Genomic DNA, 21,658 nt, shown 5'->3' with positions numbered 1-21,658 from the left:
TCCTTCATTGAGCATCCGACTATCGTCAGTATATCGAAGACGCATCGTCAACCCCCTGAGGCTGCAGTTCCCGGGATGCCGCATAATGTGTCAGCATCGATGCCAACTCCCGCTCCCAGTACACCGCGCAGCGGTCGGCCCCGCGGGTGAACACGCTTGCCGCCCCCGCGATGCCGGAGGCCGGGAGCCCGACGCTGTGGCCGGCGCGCGAGAGAACGTCGACCACCGACTGGATGGCGTTTTCCAAGGCATCCGGATCCATGCGGCGGTGACGATGCAGCTCGTCCGCCAGGTCCGTTGGCCCGACCCAGCCGCCGCCGAAGACGGGGGAAGCGGCGAAGTCCTCTACCCGGTCCACCGCCTCGACGGTCTCGAACAGCACAGTGATCCGCGGTGGACGCGAGTAGTCCATGCCGAAGGCCGAGGCCTGGGACGCCTGCCGCGGACGCGACCCCTCGGGAGCGTACCGCGTCACCTCGTGGGCACGCTCCAGTTCGTCGAGGCTGCGCACCTGCGGAAGGACGATCTCCCCCACGCCGGCGTTGGCGAACGCCACGAGTGTGTTTGGTTGCAGGTCGGGCACGCGGACCGCCACCTGTACCGCGGACCCTGCCAGCCACTGCACAACGTCACGGCACTGCTGGACCGTCACTCCCGTTTGCTCCGCATCAAGGACGAGGAAATCCACGCTTGTGTGCGCCAAAAGGGCAAGCAGGGTGGGAGTCGGGTCGGCGGTGATGAGGCCGACCCTGCGGTCCGGCGTCTGCATGCCGGCATCATGGGACATGGGACGTTCTCCTAACGATCGTCTGCGGACACTGCTGCCGACGGAACGGTGCTCATCCTCACTCATCGGGGATGAACTGCCAGTCCGCGGGCTTGCTGACGCCGACGATCAGGTCGACCTCGGTATCGGTGTCGTTCGTAATGCCATGCTTCGTGCCCCGTGGGATGTAGATGCCGTCACCGGGCCGGGCGCGGTATTCGGTGTCGCCGAGGTGGACGAGCGGCGTTCCGGAGAGGACAACATAGAATTCGGACGCGTCGGGGTGGTGGTGGCACAGGTGGTGCTGGCCCGGGAGGATCCGCCCCCAGCTGACGCACAGGTCGTCGGAACCACTCAGGTCGCGGGAAATGAGCGTGCACACCAGTCCCTGGTCACGCTGGCCGTTCAGGCCAATCTTGTCGAGTTCGGCAAAGCCCTGCTGGTCCACATTGCGCACCAGCCGCGCGATATCGGTCCCTGCTTCCCCCTTGCTGGCGGTTGCCATCACGCCACCCCCTCGTAGGCTGCCTCGGCGTGCCCCACCGGAGGGTGTTCGAGCCACCAGCGGGCGATCTCCTCGCGCGTGGCGAACCACACGCCCTGCTGGGCGAGGGCGTACTCCAGGAAGCGCCGGACCCCGTAGGCAACACTGGGTCGGCCCCCGATGCGAAGATGCACGCCGACCGACATCATCTTCGGCACCGTCGCGCCCTCGATCAGCAGGCAGTCGAGGCTGTCCTTCAGGACCGTGAAGAAGTCCTCCCCTGTCCCCAGGCTGCCCGTGCCCCAGAAGCGGCCGTCGTTCGTATCGCCCGAGTACGGCAGCACGAGGTGCCTGGCCTCGCCGGCCTGGACGAAATACGGCAGGTCATCCGCGTAGGAGTTGGAGTCGTAAAGGAATCCCTCCTCGACCAGGATCGTCCGCGTATTCTCGGTAATGCCCTCGCGGACATACCAGCCCACCGGTGTTACTCCGGCGACGGCCTGGATCGCGGCCACCGCGGCGCGGATCTCGGCACGTTCCTCGGCCGGGGTCATCCCGACTGTCCCCCGCCACTTGTAGCCGTGAGCGCAGATCTCGTGGCCGTCGCGCACGATCGCCTGGGCCGCCTCGGGATTGCGCTCGAGGGCGGCGCCGCAGGCCATGAAGGTCGCCGGCAGCTGGTATTCGCGCAGCATGCCCAGGTAGCGCCAGATACCGACCCGGCTGCCGTACTCGAAGAACGACTCCTTCATAAGGCTCCGCCGGCTGGGATCCGCAGACCACCCGCCAAAGACCGAGATGTCTTCGTCGCGCTCGTCGCCGGCCTCGATCGAGCTCTCCGCCCCTTCCTCATAGTTGAGCACGAGGGAAACAGCGACCCTGGCACCGTTCGGCCACTTGACTATCGGCGGGTTCTCCCCATATCCGATGAGGTCTCGCATTGACTCACTCCTCGCAGCTCGTCGGCATCCCGGCACGGGACTGGATTCAATATTTTGATGTTCCTTCACTATACAGAGCTTCTTCCCTCGTAGACCCTTTGATGCGCTGCCAGCGAGGTCTTGAGCATTCCCTCGACATCGTCGATCACGTTGCCGTGGGCCGGGCCCACCAGCCGGGTGGGGAAGGCATCCAGTGTGTCCCTGATCCCTTGGAAAGCCGTGCTGACGTCGACGAACTTGGTCCAGTAGAGCGCGCGGCCCGTGCCGTACGCCGCCTGCTCGACGGTCGGAGGGGCCGGCATCTCGCCGGAGAGCAGCCGGCACTGCCCGGGCAGGTGCACCGGCTCTTCGTCCTCCTCCGGTGCAGGGACATCGTGGATGTAGGAAAACCCGTCCGAGACGAACAGCATCCCCGCCCCGCTGTCATAGCCCCAGAGCGTATTTTCGAGGTCGCGAATGAAGGCCGGCACGAACCGGAACTTGCGGCCACCGAGGTCAATGCATTCCCCTGCCGCCCTGCGCACGAACCGGTCCTCGTGTTCGGGAAAGTGCAGTTGGTAGTCGCGCACGTCACCAACGACAAGCGCCGACGGATACCTGCCAAGCAGTCCGGGCAGGTTGCCGGCATGGGGGATTTCCGGATGGGTGGGGAAAATGTAGTCCAGCGGACGCCCGGCGAGGGCAGCGCCCAGCTGTCCAAGGACCAGCGGCAGGTGTGCCGGATCACCGGTATCGACCAAAATCGAAGCCTTCGTTCCGACCACCAGGTAGGCGGAGACGTGGTAGTGGACCTCCCGCCCCTGGGCATTGGCCGTCAGGCACCCGCCCAGCCAGTGGACACCGTCGGCAATCAGCCGGGCTTTGCCTGTTTCGCCGCTCACCTGGACCCCATTTCACTGATGGCCGCCGCCAGGCGTTCGGCCTCCCGGGCGCATTCCTCCCTGCCGACGAACGGGGCGCCGTAACCGGGACCGATAGCGGCCACTCCCCGTCCCCGGACAGTCCGTACGACATCCTGCGCGATCGGACGCGTATCCGCTTCCGAAAACCAGCGGAACTTGTGCAGTCCGTCCCGCGGGTCCGAGCCGGCCCCGGATCCATGCGTGAACGCGTCGGAGGTCAGCAGCACTTCCGATTCCGGGTCGAAGACCCACAGTGTCGGAAGCAGGCGGAGCAGGGGTGAGACAAACTCAAGGACGACGCCGTCCATGACTTCGGCCTCGAGCGAAGTTCCCGGCTCGACCGAGACACGTTTGGCCGTGGCCGCAGCCCGGGGCACGGTGATGCCGCCCGTGTACCACACGGCTTCGACGGGGAACCGGGCCTCGATGGCCGGAAGGTTCAGGCAGCATTCCATCTCGGTCCTCGTGAGCACGATGGACAGCGGTTCCCCCGGGGCAAGCAGGCCGTCGAGCTGCCGCAGGATCCGGGGCTCATGGAGGCGGATGCCGGTGTCAACGAGCACCGAACCGGAACGGCCCCTGACCAGGTAGCAGCTGACCGGCTGGCTCCTCCGTACGCCGGGCGGGCACCAGCTGACCCGCTCGTTTAGCAGGATGTCGGCGCCCAGCAGGTGGATCCGTGCCCCACCCAGGGCGGCGGGCCCGGGGCCGAAGCACGGGAACTCCGCGGTGGACCGCTTCATCGCGCGCCATGCGTTCTCATCGGCGCGGACGCCTCGCGGGATACGGACTCCCAGACGGCGACGGCCTCGTCGAGGGTGCACACGTCATGGCGCGCCCGCATGACCGTCAAAGCCGCGTCATGGACAACGGTGTCGTATGCGCCCACAGCGTCCTCGAGCAGGACGGCGTAGAAGTCGTTGTGCACAGCGTCGCGGAGCGTGGCCTCGACGCACCCTCCCGTCGAGACCCCGACCAGGGCCACGGACTCGATTCCTTGGCTGCGCAGGAGCAGGGCGAGCTCGGTACCTACGAACGCACTGGGCCGGCGCTTGGTGATGACCACCTCCCCGTCTTCGGGCAGGCACGGCGCGCAGAACTCGGTTGCCGGATCACCCTTGAGGCTGAGCCTGCCCAGATCGATGGGACGGCCGTTGGCTGCCGTATACAGGGCCCGCAGCCATGCGGCCGGCGAGCTCGCGCCGTCGGGCAGGTTTTCGACCCGGATATGGAAGACGGGCACGCCGTTCGCCCTGGCTGCCGTGATCGCCCGCCCGCAGGCCTCGACCACCGCGGGCATCATGCATAGGTCGTGGCCGGAGTCGCCGATGGCCCCGCCGGCCGATACCGCCCCCTGCTGCATGTCGATCACCACAAGCGCGGTGGTGGCCGGGTCGAGCAGTTCGTCGAGCGTATCGCGTACAAGCTTTCCGCAGAGTTCAATCATGGTTGCGTTCCTTCTTGGTGGGTTCGGTGCCGGCCGCGATGGTCGGCCGCCGGCACCGATGCGTGTGGTCCCGGGCGGGGCTAGCGGCCGAGCGCGTTGAAGTAGATCTGCCCGTTGGTCAGCGGAAGCACCCCGGACAGCCCCTCCTTCTGGGCGAGCATGCCGCGGACTTCGACCAGGGAGAGGATCGGTGCGCCCTTGTCCACGAGGGCGGCCATCTCGTTGAGCAGGTCAGCGCGCTTGTCCGCTTCCTCGTCCGGCGTCGCGGCCAGCTCGGCGCGGGCCTTGTCGAACTTCGGATCGGACCAGCCCGTGCTGTTGCTCGGAGCGCCGGTCCCGTAGAAGGCGTAGCTGTAGTAGGCAGGGTCGGAGATCACGATCGGTTCCGCGTAGAGGACCGCCTGGTAGCGGCCATCGATCAGTGCAGTGGAGAAGTCGGTCGCGCTGGCAACGTTCTTCAGTTCCACGTCGATGCCGACTTCCTTCAGCATCGACTGGATCAGGACCGCGGTCTTCGCCGCCACCGGACCGGGCCGGGTCTCGCTGTAGCTGAGGGTCAGGGGGAATCCGTCGGCATAGCCGGCCTCCGCCAGCAGCTTCCTGGCCCCGGCCGTATCGAACTTGTAGATGTCCGAGCCTTCGACCATCGGGAAGATGGATCCTGCCGGTTCGCCGTAGCCTGCGTAGGCACCCTTGACCAGGGCCTCGCGGTCGATCGCCATCGAGATGGCATGCCGCACCTTCTCGTCCGAGAGTGGTCCGGCCTTGGTGTTGAACATCAAGGTGTCGCGGGTCTGGCTGGCACAGTCGGCCACGCTGACACCCGGCGCCCGCTTGAGGGACTCGTACTGGTCGTACTCGAACGCGTTGGCCACCTGGACCTCGCCGCTCTCGACGAGCTGGCTCCGCGTCGCGGTGCTCGGCACGGCCTTGACGACGACGCGCTTCACGTCGCCGCGTTCGCCTGTCCAATCGGGGTCGGCCGTGACGGTAAGGGTGGTTCCCGGGGTGAACTCCTCGAGCTCCCAGCCGCTGTAGTCGGCGAGGTTCCTGGAGAGCCAGTTGTTTGCCGTCGGATCGTCCGCCGTCGCATGCTTCTTGGCCTCGGTGCTGTCGTGGATGTAGAAGAGGTTATTCTGCAGCGCCTCGATGGTGTACGAGGTGATTTCGGTCGTGTTCAGCTGGACGGTGCGGTCATCGATGACGGTGACGAGGTTGTCCACATCGAATCCGCTACTTTTCAGGGTGCCCTTCATCACCGGCTGGCGCTTCATGCCGATGTCCAGGCTCCAGCGCACGTCCTCCGCGGAGAGCGTGTTGCCGAACTGGCTCGTGAGCTTCCGCAGCTTGACGATAATGCCGGTGCCGTCCGCATTGGGCTCGGCACTCTCGGCCAGCTTGCTGGTCACGTCGGTGGACGGCCGCTCGCAGGAATTCTCGTCCGTCTTATACTGGAGAAGCTGTGAGCCGAGACCGCTCAGCACCACATGCGAGGCGCTGCCTCCCCAGGGCGACGGAGTGAGGCTGTCCGGCAGGGCACCGACTGCGACGACGACGTTGTCGCCCTGGGCCGAGGATGCCTGCGAGGAGCCACCCGCACAGCCGGCGAGGGATACTGCGAGTGCGGCGACGATGCCGCCGGTGAGCAAGGGTGAGCGATTCATGATCCAGGCTCCGATTTCTGTGGGACTTCTGTGGGACGCGGTTGGAGACGTGCGAAGGTCGGGCCGCACCGTGCGGAGGACCTCTAGTAGCGGTACGCCTGCTGGTGGCCTGCCCTGATGATGGGCTCCACCTCATGGACGTTCGTGATGAAATTCCCGTGGGTGGGGGCGGCCGAGGTCACCCCGAGCTCGTCGACAAGTTTGAGCACGCGGCCGTAGACCTGGTCCGCGTCGTTGGCAAAACGTGCCCAGTACAGGGCGCTGCCGGTAAAGAAGGCGGCATTCTCGACCGCGATCGGCACCGACAGCTCGCCGGTGGTCAGGCCGCACTCGCCGGGCAGGTGCACCGGGTCCTCGTCGTCGAGGTCGGGCCGGTGCATGTAGCAGAAGCCGTCGGCGGTGAAAAGCACCCCGCTCTGCGGCACGAAGCCCCACTGCGTGTTGGGCAGGTCGCGGATCAGCGCCTCGACCACCACGAACTCCCGGCCGCCCAGGTCGATCCGGTCGCCGGGGACCCTCGCGTGCAGGTTGGGCACAATCTCGGGGTAGAAGAGGTGGTAGTCGCGGATGTCCCCCACCACCTGCACCTGCGGGTACTTCTGCACCAGCCGGGGGAGGTTCCCGGTGTGCGGCAGCTCAGGGTGCGTGGGGAAAACATAGGTCAGTTCCCGGCCGTCGAGCAGTTTGTCCAGGGTGCCGGAGATAATGTTCCAGCTGGACGGGTTGCCTGTGTCCACCAGGATGGAGGCATGCTCGCCCTGGACCAGGTAGGTGGAGTTGTGCCCGTGGATGACCCGGTCTTCCAGATGGAACGGCAGGCAGGAACTCATCCACGTCACGCCGTCGGCGACCACGCGCGGAAGATCGCTGCTCATCGTTTCAACATATGCTTCCATGGGGGTTCTCCTAGGCCGGCTGCGGTGTCAGGTAGGCGCGCTGCGGGGTCAGGGCAGTGAGCATGAAGTCCAGGTGCCGCCGGACGACGTCGCGACCGCGGAGCACGCACCCGCGTGACGGGGCGATAATCTCCGGGTCAAGCGCGGCGAACTTTTCCGAGAGCCATTCGCGGAGCGGCTCGCAGGTTGACCGCGGAATCCATTCGTACTTGGCGTAGAGGTGTCCGGCGACCTGCTCGGCCGTCGTGGTGTCCTGGATGGTGGAGTCGATGATGCGCGGGCTGTCCGGGCGGTCCATGACCCCGTGGGTGAAGGTGTCGGAGGTGAACAGGGTTCCGGTCTCCTCGTCCCATCCCCAGAAGGTCGGCAGGAGCCGCAGCAGCGGAGACTCGATCTCAAGCACCCGGCCCGGAGCCACTTCGATCTGGGCCGCGCGGGCCAGGGAGTCCCCCTCGCCCGTGCGCTTTTCGTCGATCTGGTGCCGCCTGCCGCGCAGCGCCATCCGGCTCAGGTCGTCAAAGGCGTCGAAGGGGTTGATGACGCCGCCGGTGAACAGACGCTCGATGTCGAACCTCCTCGCGATCGGCTCGAGATTGGATACACAGTCCATCTCGCTGCGCGTAAAGAACATCGAAACGCTCCCGCCCTCGCCGATCAGGCCGGCCAGATCGGCGAGGATCTCCTGACTGTGGACGGCGAGCCCGGAGTCGACAAGGAGCCGCGACTGCCCCTCCGTAAGGAGGTAGCAGTTCGAGGGCTGGAATCCCGCAGAACCGGCGGGAACCCAACTGACGCGGTCATCCAGGGGAATCAGCCCGCCGAGAACGACCATCTTTTCTTCCTTCAGTATTTTGAACATGTATTTAACTTATTGAAGATGGGTGGATTGTCAAGAGGTTAGGCAGCGGCCGCGGCCGGACGCTGCGCCCGCTTCCGGCCGTGGACTGCGCTGCTGCGGGCGCGCGGGTCCAGCAGGGTGATGAGGGCGTCCAGGATCACGTAACCGAGCAGGCTCGTGGCACCCATAACCAGGACAAAGCCCTGGATGACCGGCACGTCGCCCTTGAGCACCCCGTCGAGTGACCAGCCGCCGACGCCGGGCCAGGAGAAGACGCTCTCGATGATCGCGGCGCCGCTGAGTGATGCTGCAAAGAGCAGGACCAAATAGGTCATCAGGGCCCCGCGGACGTCGCTGAGCGCATACCGGTACACCTGGGCCGGCTTCAGGCCGCAGGCCCTGGCAAACTCGATCTGGGGCGAGTTCAGGACCTGGAGCAGGCCTGTGCGCACCGTTTTCCCGAAGGGGGCGGCAAAGAACAGGCCCATGGTAATGATCGGGAGGGCCGCGCGGCCGAGGAGGGACGCAACGAGGTCCCACTGCCCGGTGAGCACGGCGTCGATCGGAACGGATCCGGTCACCCGGGGCGGGGGGATATCCGCGCTGGAAAGCATCCCCAGGGGCGCCGGAGCAATATGCAGCTGCTGATAAAAGATGAAGAGCAGGAGGAGCGCCAGCACGAATTCCGGCATCGCCATCAGGACCGAGACACCGGCCGTGAAGGACTTGTCGGCGAAGCGCCCGTGCCGATACGCCGCAAACGTGCCCGAGGCCATCCCGATGACCAGCGCGAGGATCAGCCCGGGAACCAGGTAGACCAGCGTGTTGGGCAGGCGCATCCAGATTTCGGCCGAGACCGAGCTTCCCGTAAAGAATGACTGGCCCAGGTCGCCGCTGAGGGTACGGCCCATGTAGTCGAGGTAGCGCTCCCAGAACGGCAGGTCCAGGCCCAACTGGGCGTTGATCCGGGCGACGTCGGCCGGGGTGGCGTATTCACCGAGCAGGGCCACGGCCGGATCGCCCGGGAGCAGGGAGACCAACCCGAAACTCAGCGTGATCAGTCCCAGCAGGAGCAGGAAGGCGATTATCAATCGCGAAATGATGTAGCGGATCATAGGGTTCCCGCCTTTGTCCGGTTCAAAGTGTCCGCGTCGGAGCCGGTGCCGGCGGCAGCCGGCGAATAGGGGATGGGCGGCATGGCCGCCGACATCAGCGCCTTGGTATAGGGCTGTTGCGGATTGGACAGTACTTCCCGGGTGGTACCGGTCTCGACGAACCCGCCGCGGTGCATCACGGCCACGCGCGAGCAAAAATGCCTGACCGTTTCGATGTCATGGGAAATGAAGACATAGGTCAGCTCCCGGGATACCTGCAGTTCGGCAAGCATGCGCAGAATCGATGCGCGGATGGTCAGGTCCAGGGAGGCGGTGGGCTCATCCAGCACCACCAGCGTGGGGTCGGTGACGAGCGCCCGGGCAATGCCCACCCGCTGCTGCTGTCCGCCGCTGAGGTTCGCGGGGCGGCGCTCGAGGAAGTCCGCCGAGAGTCCGACTTCCTCGAGCGTTTTCATCACCCGGCGGAGCCTTTCGGCCCGCGTGCCGTAGGTGCGCGCCACGATCAGCGGCTCCTCCACGATCTGGCGGATCGTCAGCCGCGGGTTCAGCGAAGCGAACGGTTCCTGGAAGACAATCTGCCAATGCCGGCGCCGCCTACGCAGCTGCTGCCGCGTCAGGGCGCGGATATCCTCTCCGTCGAGCACGATCGAGCCGGAGTCGGCTTCGTGCAGCCTGAGGATCAGCCGGCCGAGCGTGGACTTGCCGGATCCGCTCTCGCCGATAATGCCAACGCATTCGCCGGCCTCGACCGACAGCGAGACGCCGTCGACCGCGGTGACGGTCTGCCCCTGCGGGGTGCGGAAGGTCTTCCTGAGGTCTTTGAGTTCAATCAGGGCCATGGTCACGACCTCCAGGATTCGGACAGTCCGGCAGCAGCCTGGGCGGGCAGGTCCGCCGCCGAGTCCGCCGGGGAGACGGATCGGCCGGCCGGCAGCCCGCCGTCCTCCGGCCGCACCACGGAGTTGAGCAGCGAGACCGTATAGGGGTGCTGCGGGTCCACGAACACCCGGGACACATTCCCCTGCTCGACGACTTTGCCCTGGTACATCACCAGGACGCGGTCGCAGTACCGGGCCACGACCCCAAGGTCGTGCGTGACGATGAGCATGGCACGGCCACTTTCCACGGTGAGCCGGCGGAGGGTATCCAGCACCTGGCGCTGCACCGTCAGGTCAAGCGCCGTCGTCGGCTCGTCCGCGATCACGAGGCGGGGGTTCAGGTAAAGCGCCATGGCGATGACCACGCGCTGTGCCATGCCGCCGCTGAGCTCATGGGCATAACCGCGCATGACGCGCTGCGGGTCGTTCACCCCCGTTGCGGCCAGCAGCTCTAGGGCGTGCTCCCGTGCGGCGCCGTCCGCCCGCATCCCGTGCGCCTTGGCGATATTCGCGAACTGCTTCTCGATGCGAACCACCGGATTCAGGGCACTGAAGGGATTCTGGGCGATGAACCCGATATCCTTGCCCCTGATTTGGCGGATGTCGCGTTCGCGCAGCTGCAGGAGGTCCCGGCCCCCGAAGACCGCGCCGCCGGCGGCGACCCGGCCCGGAGGCATCAGCAGCTTGATTACCGAGCGCACCACCGTCGACTTGCCCGATCCGGACTCGCCGACGATCCCGACGGCCTCGCTCTCGCCGACGTCGAATGAAATTCCGTGCAGGGCCCGCACCGTGCCTTGGCGGGTGTCGAACTCGGTTACGAGGTCCCGCACCTGAAGTCCTGTCATCATCGGGCCCGCTCCACTCGCTCGATCCGGTTCTCAATCGCGCCGGCAATGACGTTCAGCGAACCAATCACCAGCAGCATGGCGGCCGTCGGGAAGGCGGCCGCCCACCACTCGCCCCGGATCAGCATGCTGAAGCCGTCGCTGATCATCGCGCCCCAGGTCGGCTGGGGAGGCCTGACGCCGACGCCGAGGAAGTTCAGCGCCGCAATCGCTCCCAGGGCGCTGGCCGCCGTCAGCGTCGCCTGCACGAGCACGACGCCGTAGGCGTTGCGCAGGACGTGGTTGAAGGCGATGCGCACCGGCGAGCAGCCGGTCGCGACGGCGGCCTCCACATAACGCGAAGAGCGCAGGGACACCGCCGCCGCCCGGGAGAGCCGGACGAACCGCGGCGCTGCCACAATGGCGATGGCGAGTACCACGTCGGTCGCGCCGCCGCCCATGAGCTGGATGGACACGACGGCGATCACGATGATCGGGAGGGCGGCGAAGGCATCGATGATCCGCATCAGCGCCTCGCCGGCGCGGCCGCTCGTGGCGAACAGCCCCAGGGGGACCCCGACCAAGAGCGAGAGTGCTGTGGCTGCCAGTGCGATCGGAAGGTCCAGCTGCGCGGCCTCCAGCGTCCGGGCGAATACGTCCATCCCGTTTTCGTCCGTGCCGAACCAGTGGTTCAGGTTGGGCGCGATACCAATCGAGTTCGGATCCGGCCGCAGCGGATCGTGGGGCAGGGGCAGGACCAAGGCAGCGAGCGGCAGGCCGATAATGACCGCCACCGCGACGGCCGTCAGGGTCGGGCTGGAGCGGCCGCGGGCGCGCACCCGGGCGCGATTGGCCCATCCCGAGGGCCAACGCCCCGAGGAGGTGGACGGCACTTCCTTAAGGCTCATGAGTCTCCCCCACGGGGTAGGTTCAAGGTACTGGACACAACTAGCGGCTGTGGCATCTTGAGCTCCCAATCGTTGATTCGGCTGCCGGAGGCGCTGGCATGGTACATATCAAAGCGTCATCACTTTATTGAATCCGCACTCTAGCGCCATCGACAGCGGAAAACACCCCTAGACATACCCGCCGGTATGGCATATAAGGCTTCCGACCGGCGTGGGAATGGAGCCTCCCCATCAGGGGGCGGCACCCCGGAACCATTCAACCGATTGACAGAAATGCGGCGCATCTTCAATATAGTGATCACTGCCGCACTGTTATGAAGCTCAGCCGAAAGAACGGAATCCTGATGTCAATCCTGCCTCAAACCGCCACGCTGGCTGGCGCCGAAGCTGCTGCCTCCTCCCCGGGCGTCCGCTACCTCCTGCACGACGGCGAACTGGTGGACTACGACGATGCCCGCCTTCATGTGCTCAGCACCACCCTGAAGTACGGCGTCGGTGTCTTCGAGGGATTCCGCGCCTACTGGAGCGAGGAAGACCAGCAGCTCTACGCCTTCCGGGTCGAAGACCACATGAAGCGCCTGGTCGAGTCCATGCGGGTAGTCGAGATCGAAGGCCCCCAGGATACCGCAGTCCTCTCCGAGCAGCTCCTCGGCCTGATCCGGGCGAACGATCTGCGCGGCAACCTGCACATGCGCGCGCAGGTATTCGTCGACTCCAGCGACGGCAAGCCCGACGACACCGGGCCGGCCGCCGTGTTCATGGCCGCCATCCCGATGGGCAACTACTTCGGCGCCACCGGCCTGCATGTGCAGATCAGCAGCTGGGCACGTCTGTCCGACAGGTCCATGCCGCCGCGGATCAAGTCAATTGCCAATTACCAAAACGGCAGACTGGCCCTGCTCGAGGCCCGCCGCAACGGCTACGATGCGGCACTCCTGCTGACCGAGAACGGCCACGTCGCCGAGGGCGCGGGCTACAACGTATTCATGGTCCGCAAGGGCCGGCTGTGCACCCCGCCGGTCACCGAAAGCATCCTCGAAGGAGTTACCCGGGACAGCGTACTGCACCTGGCCCGCACCGAACTCGGCCTCGACGTTGAGATCCGTGCCATCGACCGAACCGAACTCTACTCGGCGGACGAGGTCTTCGTGTGCGGCAGCGCCGCCGAGGTCAACCACGTTGCCTCCGTCGACCGCACACCCATCGGCGACGGGACCGCAGGCGAGGTCACCGGCCGGCTGCAGGACCTCTACCGGCAGGCCGTGGTCGGCCGGGTCGCTGCCGACCAGCAGTGGGCCACCCCGGTCTACCCTGCATGAGCGGGGCGGACGATGAGCGTATCCCACCCACTCATGAACGCACCGCATGCCGGCTTCGAGCATGCCTCCGCCTTCTTCACCGCGGACACCCCGCCGGTGCTCGAGGTGGACCAGGGAGAACCTTTCTCGCTCGACGCCAGCAGCCTGCTCACCTCCGGCCTGTTCGAGAGCACCGGCGAATACGAGAAGCTGTCGATCCCGGTCACCGGTCCCGTCCTCGTCCGCGGCGTGAAGCCCGGCGACGTCATCCGCGTCGACATTCACGGAATCCGGATCAACGGCCGCGGGGCCATGGTCACCCTGCCCGGCCGGGGCGGCTTCAGCGGCGGCCTGGGCCGCTGCGGACGCATCGTGGACATCGTCGACGGCGAGGTGCACTTCGATGACCAGGTCACCATCCCGATCCGGCCGATGATCGGCAAGATCGGCGTCGCGCCCTCCGGTGCCAGTCCGGACTCCAGCACCGTGGGAATTCACGGCGGCAACATGGACTGCAAGGACGTCACATCCGGCTCCGCCGTCGTCCTCCCGGTCCAGGTCGCCGGCGCCATGCTCTTTGCCGGGGACCTGCACGCCGTGCAGGGCGATGGCGAATGTTCGCTGACCGGCGTCGAGGTCGAGGGCAGCGTCGTGCTCTCCTGCCGGGTCCTGCCCGGGGCCTCGCTGCGGCGGCCCGTGGTCCTGTCCGGCGGCGCCGTCATCACTATCGGTGACGGCGAGGACCTGGACGAGGCCGCCCGCCACGCCCTCGACGACATGCTCGAGCTCCTGGTGGCGGACAGGCGGTGGCCTAGGGAGAAGGCCGCTATGCTGCTCAGCGCCGCCGCGGACGTGGCCGTGTCCCAGCTGGTCAACGCGCGCGCCTCCGTGAAGGTCACCCTGGCCTCCCGCTATTTCAGCACTTCCCCGTTCTCCCTCGATACCCCGACTAGGAATGCGTAGGTTTCCCATGTTCGATCTGCTTTTGACCAACGGCCTGGTGGTCACTCCCTCGGGTGCCCATCCGCTGGACATCGGCATCACCGGCGGCAAGATTGTCTCGCTCCGGGCTCCCGGGATCGGCAGCCCGGACGAAGCCCGGCGCCAGGTGGACCTCCGCGGCCAGCTGGTGGTGCCCGGCGGAGTGGACCCCCATGTGCACACCAACTCCGTGCTCCCGACGGCGGCCGAGAGCGGCATCAAATGCTTCGGTCCCGACCGGGTGAGCGAAGGCGCTATTTACGGCGGCACCACCACTCTGGTGGACTTCGCGCACTGGCAGCCCGGCGACGAGCTCGCCGAGTCCTTCAAGCGCAAATCCGCCGAGTGGGAGGGCATCACCTACACCGATTACGCCCTCCACGGCACGTTCAAGGAACCCGAGATCCCCTTCGAGGTGCTGGAGCAGATCCCCGACGCCGTCGCCGCCGGCCACGGCAGCTACAAGGTCTGGATGACCAACACCACCCCCACACGCCCCAGGCAGAAAACCGACCTGGGGAACATGTGGGGGCTGATGGAGCAGACCGCCGCAGCGGGCGCCATGCTCGCCGTGCACGCCGAGGATGACGACATTGTCATGTACGCCTACAAGAAGCTGCAGCACCAGGGCAAAATCGGACTTGAGTACATGCACCACGCCCACAACAACCTGTCCGAGAAGCTCTCCTTCCAGCGCGCCATCACGCTCGCCGCACACGTGGGCGCCCCGATCTACCTGATGCACGTCAGCGCCCGTGAAGGCGTCGACGCCATCCGCGAGGCACGCGGCAAGGGCCAGCCGGTCTACGGGGAGATCCTCCCCCACTACGCCTACTTCACGGCCGAGGATTACCGCCAGGAAAACGGCGCCATCTACCACACCTACCCTTCGCTGAAGTCGGCGGACGACCGCGACTCGATGTGGGAGTCGCTGCTCGACGGGTCGCTGAGCACGCTCGCCACCGACGGCGTATGCACCGACCTCGAAGTGAAGACGCGCGGGAAGACCATCCTGGACGCAACCGGCGGCCACGCCGGCGTCGAAATGAGGATGGCCGTCGCCTACACCGAAGGCGTTGCCAAGCGGAACCTGGACCTCACGCGCTTCGTCGACATCACCTCGGCGAACGCCGCGAAAATCCTCGGACTGTACCCGCAGAAGGGTGCGATCGCCATCGGCAGCGACGCGGACCTGGCGGTGCTCGACACGACGGTGGACCGCAGGATCACGTCCTCGGACCTGCACGAAGCGGACTATACCCCCTGGGAGGGCTACCACGTGGCGGCCTGGCCGAGCATGACGATCCTGCGCGGCCAGGTCATGGTCGAGGACCGGCAGCTGAAGGCTGGTCCCGAGGGCACGCTGCTGGAACAGCGCGTGTCCAGCGATGTCCGGAACCGTCCGGCCTGCTGACTTCCGGCATCACCCCTGGCCAGGGGCGATGCCGGTGCGTTGGCCGGGGTGAGCGTGCCGGTCCCGTCGATGGCCGCCAGGACGCTGGCACCGGTGTCCAGGGCCGCGGATCCGGAAATGTTCAGCCGTTCTGCCCGGAAGTATTTTTTGCCCAGGTCCACCGGTACGCGCTCGACACCTTCGGACCGGCGATCCTGCCCGTGCCAACCCCTGGACCTGGGGCTGATCCCCGCCGCACCGCCGGCTACGCCGAAAGTTCACGTACTTTATGGAGCGGAGCACTTGGTGCGACCCTAGAGCGCGCCCGCGTCCTCCGGGGCTGCCAGGGTGCACCAGACCGCCTTGACAGTTTCCGGACCGTCATTCCAGAAGCGGTGCGGCACCGCCGACTCGAAGGCGATGCTGTCCCCGGGGCCGAGTTCGTACTCGTCGAACTCCAATTGCACGCGCAGGCGCCCGGAGAGGACCAGTCCGTATTCCCGGCCGCTGTGTCGCACAAAGCTGCCCGGCTGGGTGGAGCCGCTGCCCGCCGCGTAGACGATCTCCCGGAAGTCGACGGGTTCGCGGGTAGTAGGCGTGAGCAGTTCCCAGCGGACGCCGGTCTCCAGGTTGATGGTGCGCCGCTCCGCGGCCCGGGTCACATAGCGGTCCTCGCCCGGGGTGCGGACAATCCCCACGTCAGGGGTTCCCGGTCCGGTGTTGTTGCTGAACAGGTCGCCCACTCCCACCGCGAGGACGTCGGCGATCGAATACACCAGCGAGATCGACGGTTTGACCAGCCCGCGTTCGACCTGTGAGATGTGCCCTGCCGAGACGCCCAGGCGCCGGGCCAGCTCGCGCAGGGTCAGGTTCCGCTCCGTGCGGGCGGCACGGATCCGGACACCGACGTCGCCGTGGCCGTCCGGCTGGGGCCCGGCATCCGGAGCCGGCACGGGGTGCGGTTCGGCAGTTTTTGACTGGGCGTCGGCCATGCTTCCTTCCCGGCGTGCTGTCGCTGGTGTTCTCTTCAGCATAACGCCTGGGCCCGCTCTGGGCAGGGACCGGCCCGGAAGGTGACGGGATAACCTCCGGACCAGCCGTCTGCCGTACGGCCGGCTAGGAAGCCTGTTCGCTGAGGGAATATGTGAAGGCCTTCACTGAAGGCTCGAAGGCACCTCCGCCGATCCGGCCTTCCAGGCCACGGCCTTCGATCATGCCCAGCAGCACCACCGGGGGGACGCCGGCCTCGGCGATGCGCGTGGCCGAGACCCCGGTGCGGATCGGCAGCCGGGGATGCCCGGCTTCCATCAGCATCCCGGGCCGGTCCAGCACTCCCTCGGGCGCGAAGCCGCCGAGCCCGTCCAGGGTCAGCGGCGCGTGCCGCAGTGCTGCGCCGCCCAGGCCGAAGAAATCAATGACGGCGCTGTCCCCGATGGCGCCGAGGACCGGCAGTCCCCGGTACTGGTCGGCGACCGGGCCGCGGGGCGGTGTCGCGGCCACGGTCCGCCAGCGGCCGGGCTCGGCGGCTGTCTGGAAGCCGAAGTCGATGCCGTTGCCGCCCGCGCGCGTCACGGCGTCGGAACCTTCCATTGCTTCGGCGGCCCGCAGGGACAGGGCCGCAGCCGCCATCCACAGGTTGAGGGCGAACGGCGGGCATTCGGCCAGGAAAGTTGCTGCGTTCGCCCCGAAGCCGGACTCATCGCCGTGGAGCAGTTCGGCGGCGACCAGGTTGCTGCCGGCCAGGGTGCGGTTGTGCCCGTCGTCGCCGCCGGCCAGGGAGCGGGCCAGCAGCGGCAGCAGGTGGAGCGGGCCCCGGGCGGCCAAACGCTCCGCAAGCCACATCGCGAACGGCCCGTGCAGCCAGTGTTGGTGTTCCACCAGCCCCGGTTCGACGACGCCGACACGCAGGCAGTGCCGCAGGCCCTCGTTGAGCACGGCATACTGCACACCCCCGGTGGCCGGATCGGTGACCACGTGCAGCCGCATGGACGGGGAGATGATCCCCGCCAGCGGGACCAGGCAGTCATTGTCCTGCGCAGGCTCAAAGTTCACCGCATCGGAGTCGAAGAGCCCGGCGGCGGCTTCCAGGGTATCCGCCCAGTCTTCGAAGAGGATGGCCTGGAGCGCGGAATTACGCACCGGCTGCGGCACCGCGTTCCTGCTGCTGAACGGCGGGCCTGCATGCAGCAGGGTCCGTTCCGGGCGCCCCCGGGCGGCGAGCACCTGCGCCAGCGGCACGATGCCCGTCCAGACCGGCTCGGCCGAGCCAATCAGGGCCGCCGCCTTCGCATTGGCGCTCACCGGTCCTCCACCCAGGTTTCGGAGATGGCCATGCCGGCGGACTGCCCGCGGCCGTTGAGGAAGTCGCGCTCGATCGTGGCACCGGGGAGGCGCCGGCCGTCCACGGTCACCTCAGCGCCTTCGGCAATGCGGAATACCGCGAACATTTCGTGCAGGCCGGTGCCGGATTCGGGTCCGGGCACGTCGACGGCGAAGGGTTCTCCGAGGCCGCGCCAGGTCATCGTGAGGCTGCGTTCCCCGGCGGTTGCCAGTTCGGTCCAGTCATCCCCCTCGCGCACGGTTTCGAAGCCGGCGCCGTCAACGTACTCCAGTTCCTCCATTACCGGCGAGGGGCGGAAGAGGACGAACTTGGCAACGAAATCGCGGACCAGGAACCGGGCCAGCTCCTCGTTGTCGGTCAGCACCAGGCGCGCGCCGCCGGCGGCGGCGTCGTAGGGGTGCTCGACGACGACGGCGGCCCGGCCCGGGCCGTACTTCGACGCGGCGATCCGGAAGTACACCGACAGCGAGCTCCACTGTCCTGCCGGATCGGTCTTGAGGTAGATGAACGGGTTGTCCCCCGTCCAGGCGACGGCGCCCGGGCGGACGACGGGGGGAAGGGTCACGGTGCTGGTCTGGGTCATGTCACATCCTCTTCGCGGGTGGTCAGTTGGCGGCGGGCTCGGGCAGCGGGTATCCGTGCGCAGCGCGAAGCTCAAGGAAGTTGCTGGTCGGGGCCCAGCCGAGCTTCCGCTTGGCGCGGGCGGAGGAGAAGACCGAGGCGCGCGGGCTGGCCGCGAAGAGCGCGGCGTCGTGGGCCGGCACCTGTTCGCCGACCACGCGCGGGTACCACTGCAGCGTGGGCTCGGGGTGGCAGGTGTCGTCGGCACTGATGAAGAAGGTGTCAAAGCCGATGCCCTCCGCTTCGACGGCGGCGCGGAAGGCCCGGGCCAGGTCGGAGGCCTCGATGTAGTAAAACAGCCAGCGCAGTTCCGGGTTGTCAATGAAGCCGGTGAATTCGCCCAGCGTCTCGGGCAGCACCACGGCCAGCGGGCGAAGGCAGATTACCGACATTCCCGAACCGCGTGAGACGGCCTGGCCCATGTTCTCCATAATCTGCTTGCTCAGGCTGTAGGCCTGCACGGGGCGCAGCTCATGTTTCTCGTCGACCTGTAAATTCTGCGGCGTCCAGTCCGGGCGCATCTCGGACAGGCCGCAGGCGGAGATGCTCGAGCAGAGCACCACCTTCTCCAGTCCGTTCTCCTCGGCCGCCTGGAGCACATTCCAGGTTCCGAGTGTGTTGACGCGGATGTACTTTTCCGGAGCCGCCTTCCAGTCGTAGTCGATGGCCGCCAGGTGCACGACGGCGTCCGCCCCCTTGAGCGCGGCACGCACCGAATCGAGGTCCATGACATCGACGGACACGTAGTCCACGTCTGCCGGCGGCCGGCCGTTGGGGCCTGCGGACGCGGGGGCCAGATCAGCGTTGCGGACCTCATGCGCCTTGGCGAGTTCCTCGAGCACGTAGCGTCCGACGCGGCCGGAGCCGCCCGTCACGACAACTTTTTTGGGGGTCATCAAATTCTCCTTCTCGTTCGGTTCCTGCCGCTTAGACGCCGGCCGGCGTATTGGCAGCGGCGGCCTCGATGCCGCGGGCCTTCGCATCGGCGGTCCGGTATTTATCGATCAGCCACTCGTTGAGCCGGACCAGCACAACCTCGCTGGGGGCGTAACGTCCGCGTGGAGCGTTGCGGGAGAACATGCCCTTCTGCACCGATTCCCAGGCATAGACATCCTCGACCATGACGTCCTTGAGGTCTTCGGTCTCCATCTTCCATTCCTCTTCAAAGGTCGGCTTGGCCAGCGTGGAGTCGGGGTAAAGCCAGGTAGCCGCAAACACGGAGGTGGTCGGACTTGTCGGCAGCCACATGAAGTACTTGACCTTGTCCGGCATCGCGATCAGCAAAAGGTTCGGCGCCACGGTGACGTAGACCAGCCGCCGGCGCTGCTCATCGGTCAAATCCGGCAGCACCGGCTGCAGGTTCTTGCCGGTGCGGGTGGGCGAAAGATCCTTCTCCAGGCTGATCAGGTCGTAGGCAATAACGCCCTTTTCCGGTTCATTGGCCAGTGAGTCATAGTCGATGCGTTCGGAGGCCGTGTCGTACATCGGGCACCAGCTCTTGGAATGCAGGTGCGCGCAGTGGTAGCACTCGTCACCGAAGATCTTCCAGTTGCAGTTCACCGGGAAGAAGGTCTGTGCCGAGGCAGACTTGAGATCGGACAGGCCCCAGTTGGCCAGGTACGCAGAAAGATTGCCCAGTCTCCCGGCCAGCGGCGGGGTATCCGCATCAAAAGTAATGAAGACGAAGTTCTCCCAGATTTCCGAGCGGATTTCGGGAAGCCTGACGGAGGACTTCACAAAGCAGGGGTTGTCATTCAGGTCCGGAGCGGATTGCAGCTCGCCGTCCAAGCCGTAGACCCACGAGTGGTAGTCACACTTGAACCGGCGGGCATTGCCGGTACCGTCAACCAGGCGCATGGCCCGATGCCGGCAGACATTGGACTGCACCCGGATCGAACCATTGGCCTGGCGGACCACCAGCAGCTGCTCGCCCAGGGCATCGACGGTGAAATAGTCGCCCTTATTGGGAATGTCCGTGGCCCGGCCGATGCACAGCCACTCATGGCCGAACACGGCATCAAGCTCGAAGTCGTAGAAATCCTGCGAGGTAAAGGCTGCAGCTGGAAGGGAGACCACCTCGTTGACGTCACCGCAACTGGCGTCGAATTCTTCCACGGGAATCGGGCTGCGCATGGCTTCTCCTTAGATTGTGGATAAAAGTGCTTGGGTTGCCTGCTGTTGTCCTATAGTGTTCTGTCATACAGAACATATGTCAAGAGGCCGTTCTTTGCGGAAGATTCCGCCGGCAGGCAGCGCCCGCACCCCGAAGGGAAACCCCATGCGCCACATCGCCCCGTATTCACTCGAGAAGACAGCACGGTCCCTGGCTCGCGGCGATACTTCCGCGGTCGAGGCGGTTCGCCGCGCCCTCGACCGCATCGCGCAGACTGACGCCGATGTCCGGGCGTGGGCCGCGCTCGACGCCGACGGTGCGTTGGCTGCTGCAGAACGTTTGGACGGGCTGGTGCCCGCCGAACGCGGCCCCCTGCACGGGGTCCCCATCGGGGTCAAGGACATCATCGACGCCGCCGGCCTGCCCACGCGATGCGGCTCGCAGCTGCGGGACGGCGCTCCGGCGTCATCCGACGCCGCGATCGTCGCCCGGCTGCGCAGGCTCGGCGCCGTCGTGCTTGGCAAGACAGTCACCACCGAATTCGCCTACTTCAGCCCCGGCCCCACCGCCAACCCCCACGACACCACCCGCACCCCGGGCGGGTCCTCCTCCGGCTCGGCGGCCGCCGTTGCCGCCGGGATGGTTCCGCTGGCCCTGGGCACCCAGACGGCCGCCTCGGTATCCCGGCCCGCGGCTTACTGCGGCGTAACCGGCTTCGTGACCGCCCGGGGAACCCACGCGGAAGACGGCATCACGGGGCTCAGCCCCTCCCTCGATTCGCTCGGCTTCCTCACCGCGTCGGTAACTGACATGGACTTCCTGCGCCGGGTGCTTGGCGGTGCAGATGCCGCGGCCGCATTCCCGGCCGCCTGCCCGGCCGCCGCCCCCGCCCCGGCCACCGTGCTGAGCTGGGCCCCGGACGGAAGCTTCGGCGTCGAACCGGCCATGCTCGCCGCGCTCGAACACGCCGAGCGGGAGCTGGCGGCCCTCGGCCACCCGGTGCGGCGCCTGGACTTCGACGAGCGCGGCGCCGGCCTCGTGGACGCCCACACGGTCATCATGGCGTACGACGCCGTGCGGCTGCGCAGCGCCGAGGCTGCCCGCCCCGAGGCAATCAGCCCGCAGCTGGCGGCCCTGTTCGAGGCCGGACGCGCAGTCAGCGACGCCGGCTACGCCGCCGCGCACGGTGTCGTGGCCGAACAGCTCGCCTGGATCCGGGCACAGCTGGCCTACGGCACGGTGCTG

Annotated in this window: 22 protein-coding genes; 4 read left to right on the top strand and 18 right to left on the bottom strand. The window is 66.9% G+C overall.

The window, feature by feature from the left end; translation table 11 throughout:
• Positions 1-25 precede the first annotated feature (25 nt).
• From ACFQ36_RS07400 to ACFQ36_RS07340, 13 genes are all read right to left on the bottom strand, one after another.
• Positions 26-787, bottom strand: coding sequence for an aldolase/citrate lyase family protein (locus ACFQ36_RS07400; protein WP_377012146.1), 762 nt, complete (start codon positions 785-787; stop codon positions 26-28).
• 58 nt (positions 788-845) lie between these two features.
• Positions 846-1,271: a cupin domain-containing protein gene (locus ACFQ36_RS07395; RefSeq protein WP_377012160.1), complete on the bottom strand. Its 426-nt coding sequence runs from the start codon at positions 1,269-1,271 to the stop codon at positions 846-848.
• The gene (locus ACFQ36_RS07390) at positions 1,271-2,191 is read right to left on the bottom strand and encodes a polysaccharide deacetylase family protein (RefSeq protein ID WP_377012144.1); all 921 of its coding nucleotides are present in this window, start codon (positions 2,189-2,191) and stop codon (positions 1,271-1,273) included. The genes ACFQ36_RS07395 and ACFQ36_RS07390 overlap by 1 nt, the downstream gene beginning before the upstream one ends.
• A gap of 68 nt (positions 2,192-2,259) precedes the next feature.
• Positions 2,260-3,072, bottom strand: a complete 813-nt coding sequence (locus ACFQ36_RS07385) for an MBL fold metallo-hydrolase (protein WP_377012142.1) — start codon at positions 3,070-3,072, stop codon at positions 2,260-2,262.
• Positions 3,069-3,836, bottom strand: coding sequence for a hypothetical protein (locus ACFQ36_RS07380; protein ID WP_377012140.1), 768 nt, complete (start codon positions 3,834-3,836; stop codon positions 3,069-3,071). Before ACFQ36_RS07380 ends, ACFQ36_RS07385 begins: the two co-directional genes overlap by 4 nt.
• Complete coding sequence (locus tag ACFQ36_RS07375; RefSeq protein WP_377012138.1) at positions 3,833-4,540, bottom strand: cysteine hydrolase family protein; 708 nt, start codon at positions 4,538-4,540, stop codon at positions 3,833-3,835. Before ACFQ36_RS07375 ends, ACFQ36_RS07380 begins: the two co-directional genes overlap by 4 nt.
• 80 nt (positions 4,541-4,620) lie before the next feature.
• Positions 4,621-6,204, bottom strand: a complete 1,584-nt coding sequence (locus tag ACFQ36_RS07370) for an ABC transporter substrate-binding protein (protein WP_377012136.1) — start codon at positions 6,202-6,204, stop codon at positions 4,621-4,623.
• An 83-nt stretch (positions 6,205-6,287) separates the two neighbouring features.
• Entirely contained in the window at positions 6,288-7,100 is an 813-nt protein-coding gene (locus ACFQ36_RS07365) for an MBL fold metallo-hydrolase (protein ID WP_377012134.1), read from the bottom strand.
• A gap of 10 nt (positions 7,101-7,110) precedes the next feature.
• Positions 7,111-7,932 carry a hypothetical protein gene (locus tag ACFQ36_RS07360; RefSeq protein ID WP_377012131.1) on the bottom strand — a complete coding sequence of 274 codons (822 nt, stop codon included), beginning with the start codon at positions 7,930-7,932 and terminating at the stop codon, positions 7,111-7,113.
• Between the two features lie 65 nt (positions 7,933-7,997).
• Complete coding sequence (locus ACFQ36_RS07355) at positions 7,998-9,053, bottom strand: ABC transporter permease (protein WP_377012129.1); 1,056 nt, start codon at positions 9,051-9,053, stop codon at positions 7,998-8,000.
• The gene (locus ACFQ36_RS07350) at positions 9,050-9,892 is read right to left on the bottom strand and encodes an ABC transporter ATP-binding protein (protein ID WP_377012127.1); all 843 of its coding nucleotides are present in this window, start codon (positions 9,890-9,892) and stop codon (positions 9,050-9,052) included. The genes ACFQ36_RS07355 and ACFQ36_RS07350 overlap by 4 nt, the downstream gene beginning before the upstream one ends.
• Positions 9,893-9,894: 2 nt before the next feature.
• On the bottom strand, positions 9,895-10,764 hold the full coding sequence (locus ACFQ36_RS07345; RefSeq protein WP_377012125.1) for an ABC transporter ATP-binding protein: 870 nt from the start codon (positions 10,762-10,764) through the stop codon (positions 9,895-9,897).
• Between the two features lie 14 nt (positions 10,765-10,778).
• Positions 10,779-11,666 (bottom strand): ABC transporter permease, encoded by an 888-nt coding sequence (locus ACFQ36_RS07340; protein ID WP_377012123.1) that lies wholly within the window; start codon positions 11,664-11,666, stop codon positions 10,779-10,781.
• A 344-nt stretch (positions 11,667-12,010) separates the two neighbouring features.
• Between ACFQ36_RS07340 and ACFQ36_RS07335 the strand changes: the two genes are divergently transcribed.
• The 3 genes from ACFQ36_RS07335 to ACFQ36_RS07325 are packed head-to-tail and all read left to right on the top strand — an operon-like array spanning position 12,011 to position 15,359.
• Positions 12,011-12,985, top strand: a complete 975-nt coding sequence (locus tag ACFQ36_RS07335) for a branched-chain amino acid transaminase (protein ID WP_377012121.1) — start codon at positions 12,011-12,013, stop codon at positions 12,983-12,985.
• Positions 12,986-12,997: 12 nt separating this feature from the next.
• Positions 12,998-13,927, top strand: a complete 930-nt coding sequence (locus ACFQ36_RS07330) for an acetamidase/formamidase family protein (protein ID WP_377012119.1) — start codon at positions 12,998-13,000, stop codon at positions 13,925-13,927.
• Positions 13,928-13,934: 7 nt separating this feature from the next.
• Positions 13,935-15,359 carry an amidohydrolase family protein gene (locus tag ACFQ36_RS07325; RefSeq protein WP_377012117.1) on the top strand — a complete coding sequence of 475 codons (1,425 nt, stop codon included), beginning with the start codon at positions 13,935-13,937 and terminating at the stop codon, positions 15,357-15,359.
• 293 nt (positions 15,360-15,652) lie between these two features.
• Here ACFQ36_RS07325 and ACFQ36_RS07320 read toward each other — a convergent pair whose 3' ends face one another.
• The 5 genes from ACFQ36_RS07320 to ACFQ36_RS07300 all read right to left on the bottom strand — a co-directional run bounded on the left by ACFQ36_RS07320 (position 15,653) and on the right by ACFQ36_RS07300 (position 20,433).
• Complete coding sequence (locus ACFQ36_RS07320) at positions 15,653-16,330, bottom strand: helix-turn-helix domain-containing protein (protein WP_377012115.1); 678 nt, start codon at positions 16,328-16,330, stop codon at positions 15,653-15,655.
• Between the two features lie 124 nt (positions 16,331-16,454).
• Positions 16,455-17,639: a DUF1116 domain-containing protein gene (locus tag ACFQ36_RS07315; RefSeq protein WP_377012113.1), complete on the bottom strand. Its 1,185-nt coding sequence runs from the start codon at positions 17,637-17,639 to the stop codon at positions 16,455-16,457.
• Positions 17,636-18,262, bottom strand: a complete 627-nt coding sequence (locus ACFQ36_RS07310; protein ID WP_377012111.1) for a hypothetical protein — start codon at positions 18,260-18,262, stop codon at positions 17,636-17,638. Before ACFQ36_RS07310 ends, ACFQ36_RS07315 begins: the two co-directional genes overlap by 4 nt.
• Before the next feature lie 22 nt (positions 18,263-18,284).
• Positions 18,285-19,196 carry an NAD-dependent epimerase/dehydratase family protein gene (locus ACFQ36_RS07305; RefSeq protein ID WP_377012109.1) on the bottom strand — a complete coding sequence of 304 codons (912 nt, stop codon included), beginning with the start codon at positions 19,194-19,196 and terminating at the stop codon, positions 18,285-18,287.
• 31 nt (positions 19,197-19,227) lie between these two features.
• Entirely contained in the window at positions 19,228-20,433 is a 1,206-nt protein-coding gene (locus ACFQ36_RS07300; RefSeq protein WP_377012107.1) for an aromatic ring-hydroxylating dioxygenase subunit alpha, read from the bottom strand.
• Positions 20,434-20,578: 145 nt separating this feature from the next.
• On the opposite strand from ACFQ36_RS07300, the gene ACFQ36_RS07295 reads away from it, so the two are divergent.
• The coding region (locus tag ACFQ36_RS07295; RefSeq protein WP_377012104.1) for an amidase at positions 20,579-21,658 on the top strand (1,080 nt) is incomplete at its 3' end.

The organism is Arthrobacter sp. GCM10027362, assembly GCF_042679445.1.
GTDB lineage: Bacteria > Actinomycetota > Actinomycetes > Actinomycetales > Micrococcaceae > Crystallibacter.
The sequence above is the reverse complement of the archived record's forward strand: the minus strand, read 5'-3'. Positions and strand labels throughout refer to the sequence as shown.

Coding starts and splice junctions, on each gene's coding strand:
- ACFQ36_RS07365 (WP_377012134.1), bottom strand. CDS start 7,100: ATGGAAGCATATGTTGAAACGATGAGCAGCGATCTTCCGCGCGTGGTC.
- ACFQ36_RS07380 (WP_377012140.1), bottom strand. CDS start 3,836: ATGAAGCGGTCCACCGCGGAGTTCCCGTGCTTCGGCCCCGGGCCCGCC.
- ACFQ36_RS07310 (WP_377012111.1), bottom strand. CDS start 18,262: ATGACCCAGACCAGCACCGTGACCCTTCCCCCCGTCGTCCGCCCGGGC.
- ACFQ36_RS07360 (WP_377012131.1), bottom strand. CDS start 7,932: ATGGTCGTTCTCGGCGGGCTGATTCCCCTGGATGACCGCGTCAGTTGG.
- ACFQ36_RS07370 (WP_377012136.1), bottom strand. CDS start 6,204: ATGAATCGCTCACCCTTGCTCACCGGCGGCATCGTCGCCGCACTCGCA.
- ACFQ36_RS07355 (WP_377012129.1), bottom strand. CDS start 9,053: ATGATCCGCTACATCATTTCGCGATTGATAATCGCCTTCCTGCTCCTG.
- ACFQ36_RS07330 (WP_377012119.1), top strand. CDS start 12,998: ATGAGCGTATCCCACCCACTCATGAACGCACCGCATGCCGGCTTCGAG.
- ACFQ36_RS07335 (WP_377012121.1), top strand. CDS start 12,011: ATGTCAATCCTGCCTCAAACCGCCACGCTGGCTGGCGCCGAAGCTGCT.
- ACFQ36_RS07400 (WP_377012146.1), bottom strand. CDS start 787: ATGTCCCATGATGCCGGCATGCAGACGCCGGACCGCAGGGTCGGCCTC.
- ACFQ36_RS07395 (WP_377012160.1), bottom strand. CDS start 1,271: ATGGCAACCGCCAGCAAGGGGGAAGCAGGGACCGATATCGCGCGGCTG.
- ACFQ36_RS07320 (WP_377012115.1), bottom strand. CDS start 16,330: ATGGCCGACGCCCAGTCAAAAACTGCCGAACCGCACCCCGTGCCGGCT.
- ACFQ36_RS07325 (WP_377012117.1), top strand. CDS start 13,935: ATGTTCGATCTGCTTTTGACCAACGGCCTGGTGGTCACTCCCTCGGGT.
- ACFQ36_RS07375 (WP_377012138.1), bottom strand. CDS start 4,540: ATGATTGAACTCTGCGGAAAGCTTGTACGCGATACGCTCGACGAACTG.
- ACFQ36_RS07350 (WP_377012127.1), bottom strand. CDS start 9,892: ATGGCCCTGATTGAACTCAAAGACCTCAGGAAGACCTTCCGCACCCCG.
- ACFQ36_RS07300 (WP_377012107.1), bottom strand. CDS start 20,433: ATGCGCAGCCCGATTCCCGTGGAAGAATTCGACGCCAGTTGCGGTGAC.
- ACFQ36_RS07340 (WP_377012123.1), bottom strand. CDS start 11,666: ATGAGCCTTAAGGAAGTGCCGTCCACCTCCTCGGGGCGTTGGCCCTCG.
- ACFQ36_RS07305 (WP_377012109.1), bottom strand. CDS start 19,196: ATGACCCCCAAAAAAGTTGTCGTGACGGGCGGCTCCGGCCGCGTCGGA.
- ACFQ36_RS07390 (WP_377012144.1), bottom strand. CDS start 2,191: ATGCGAGACCTCATCGGATATGGGGAGAACCCGCCGATAGTCAAGTGG.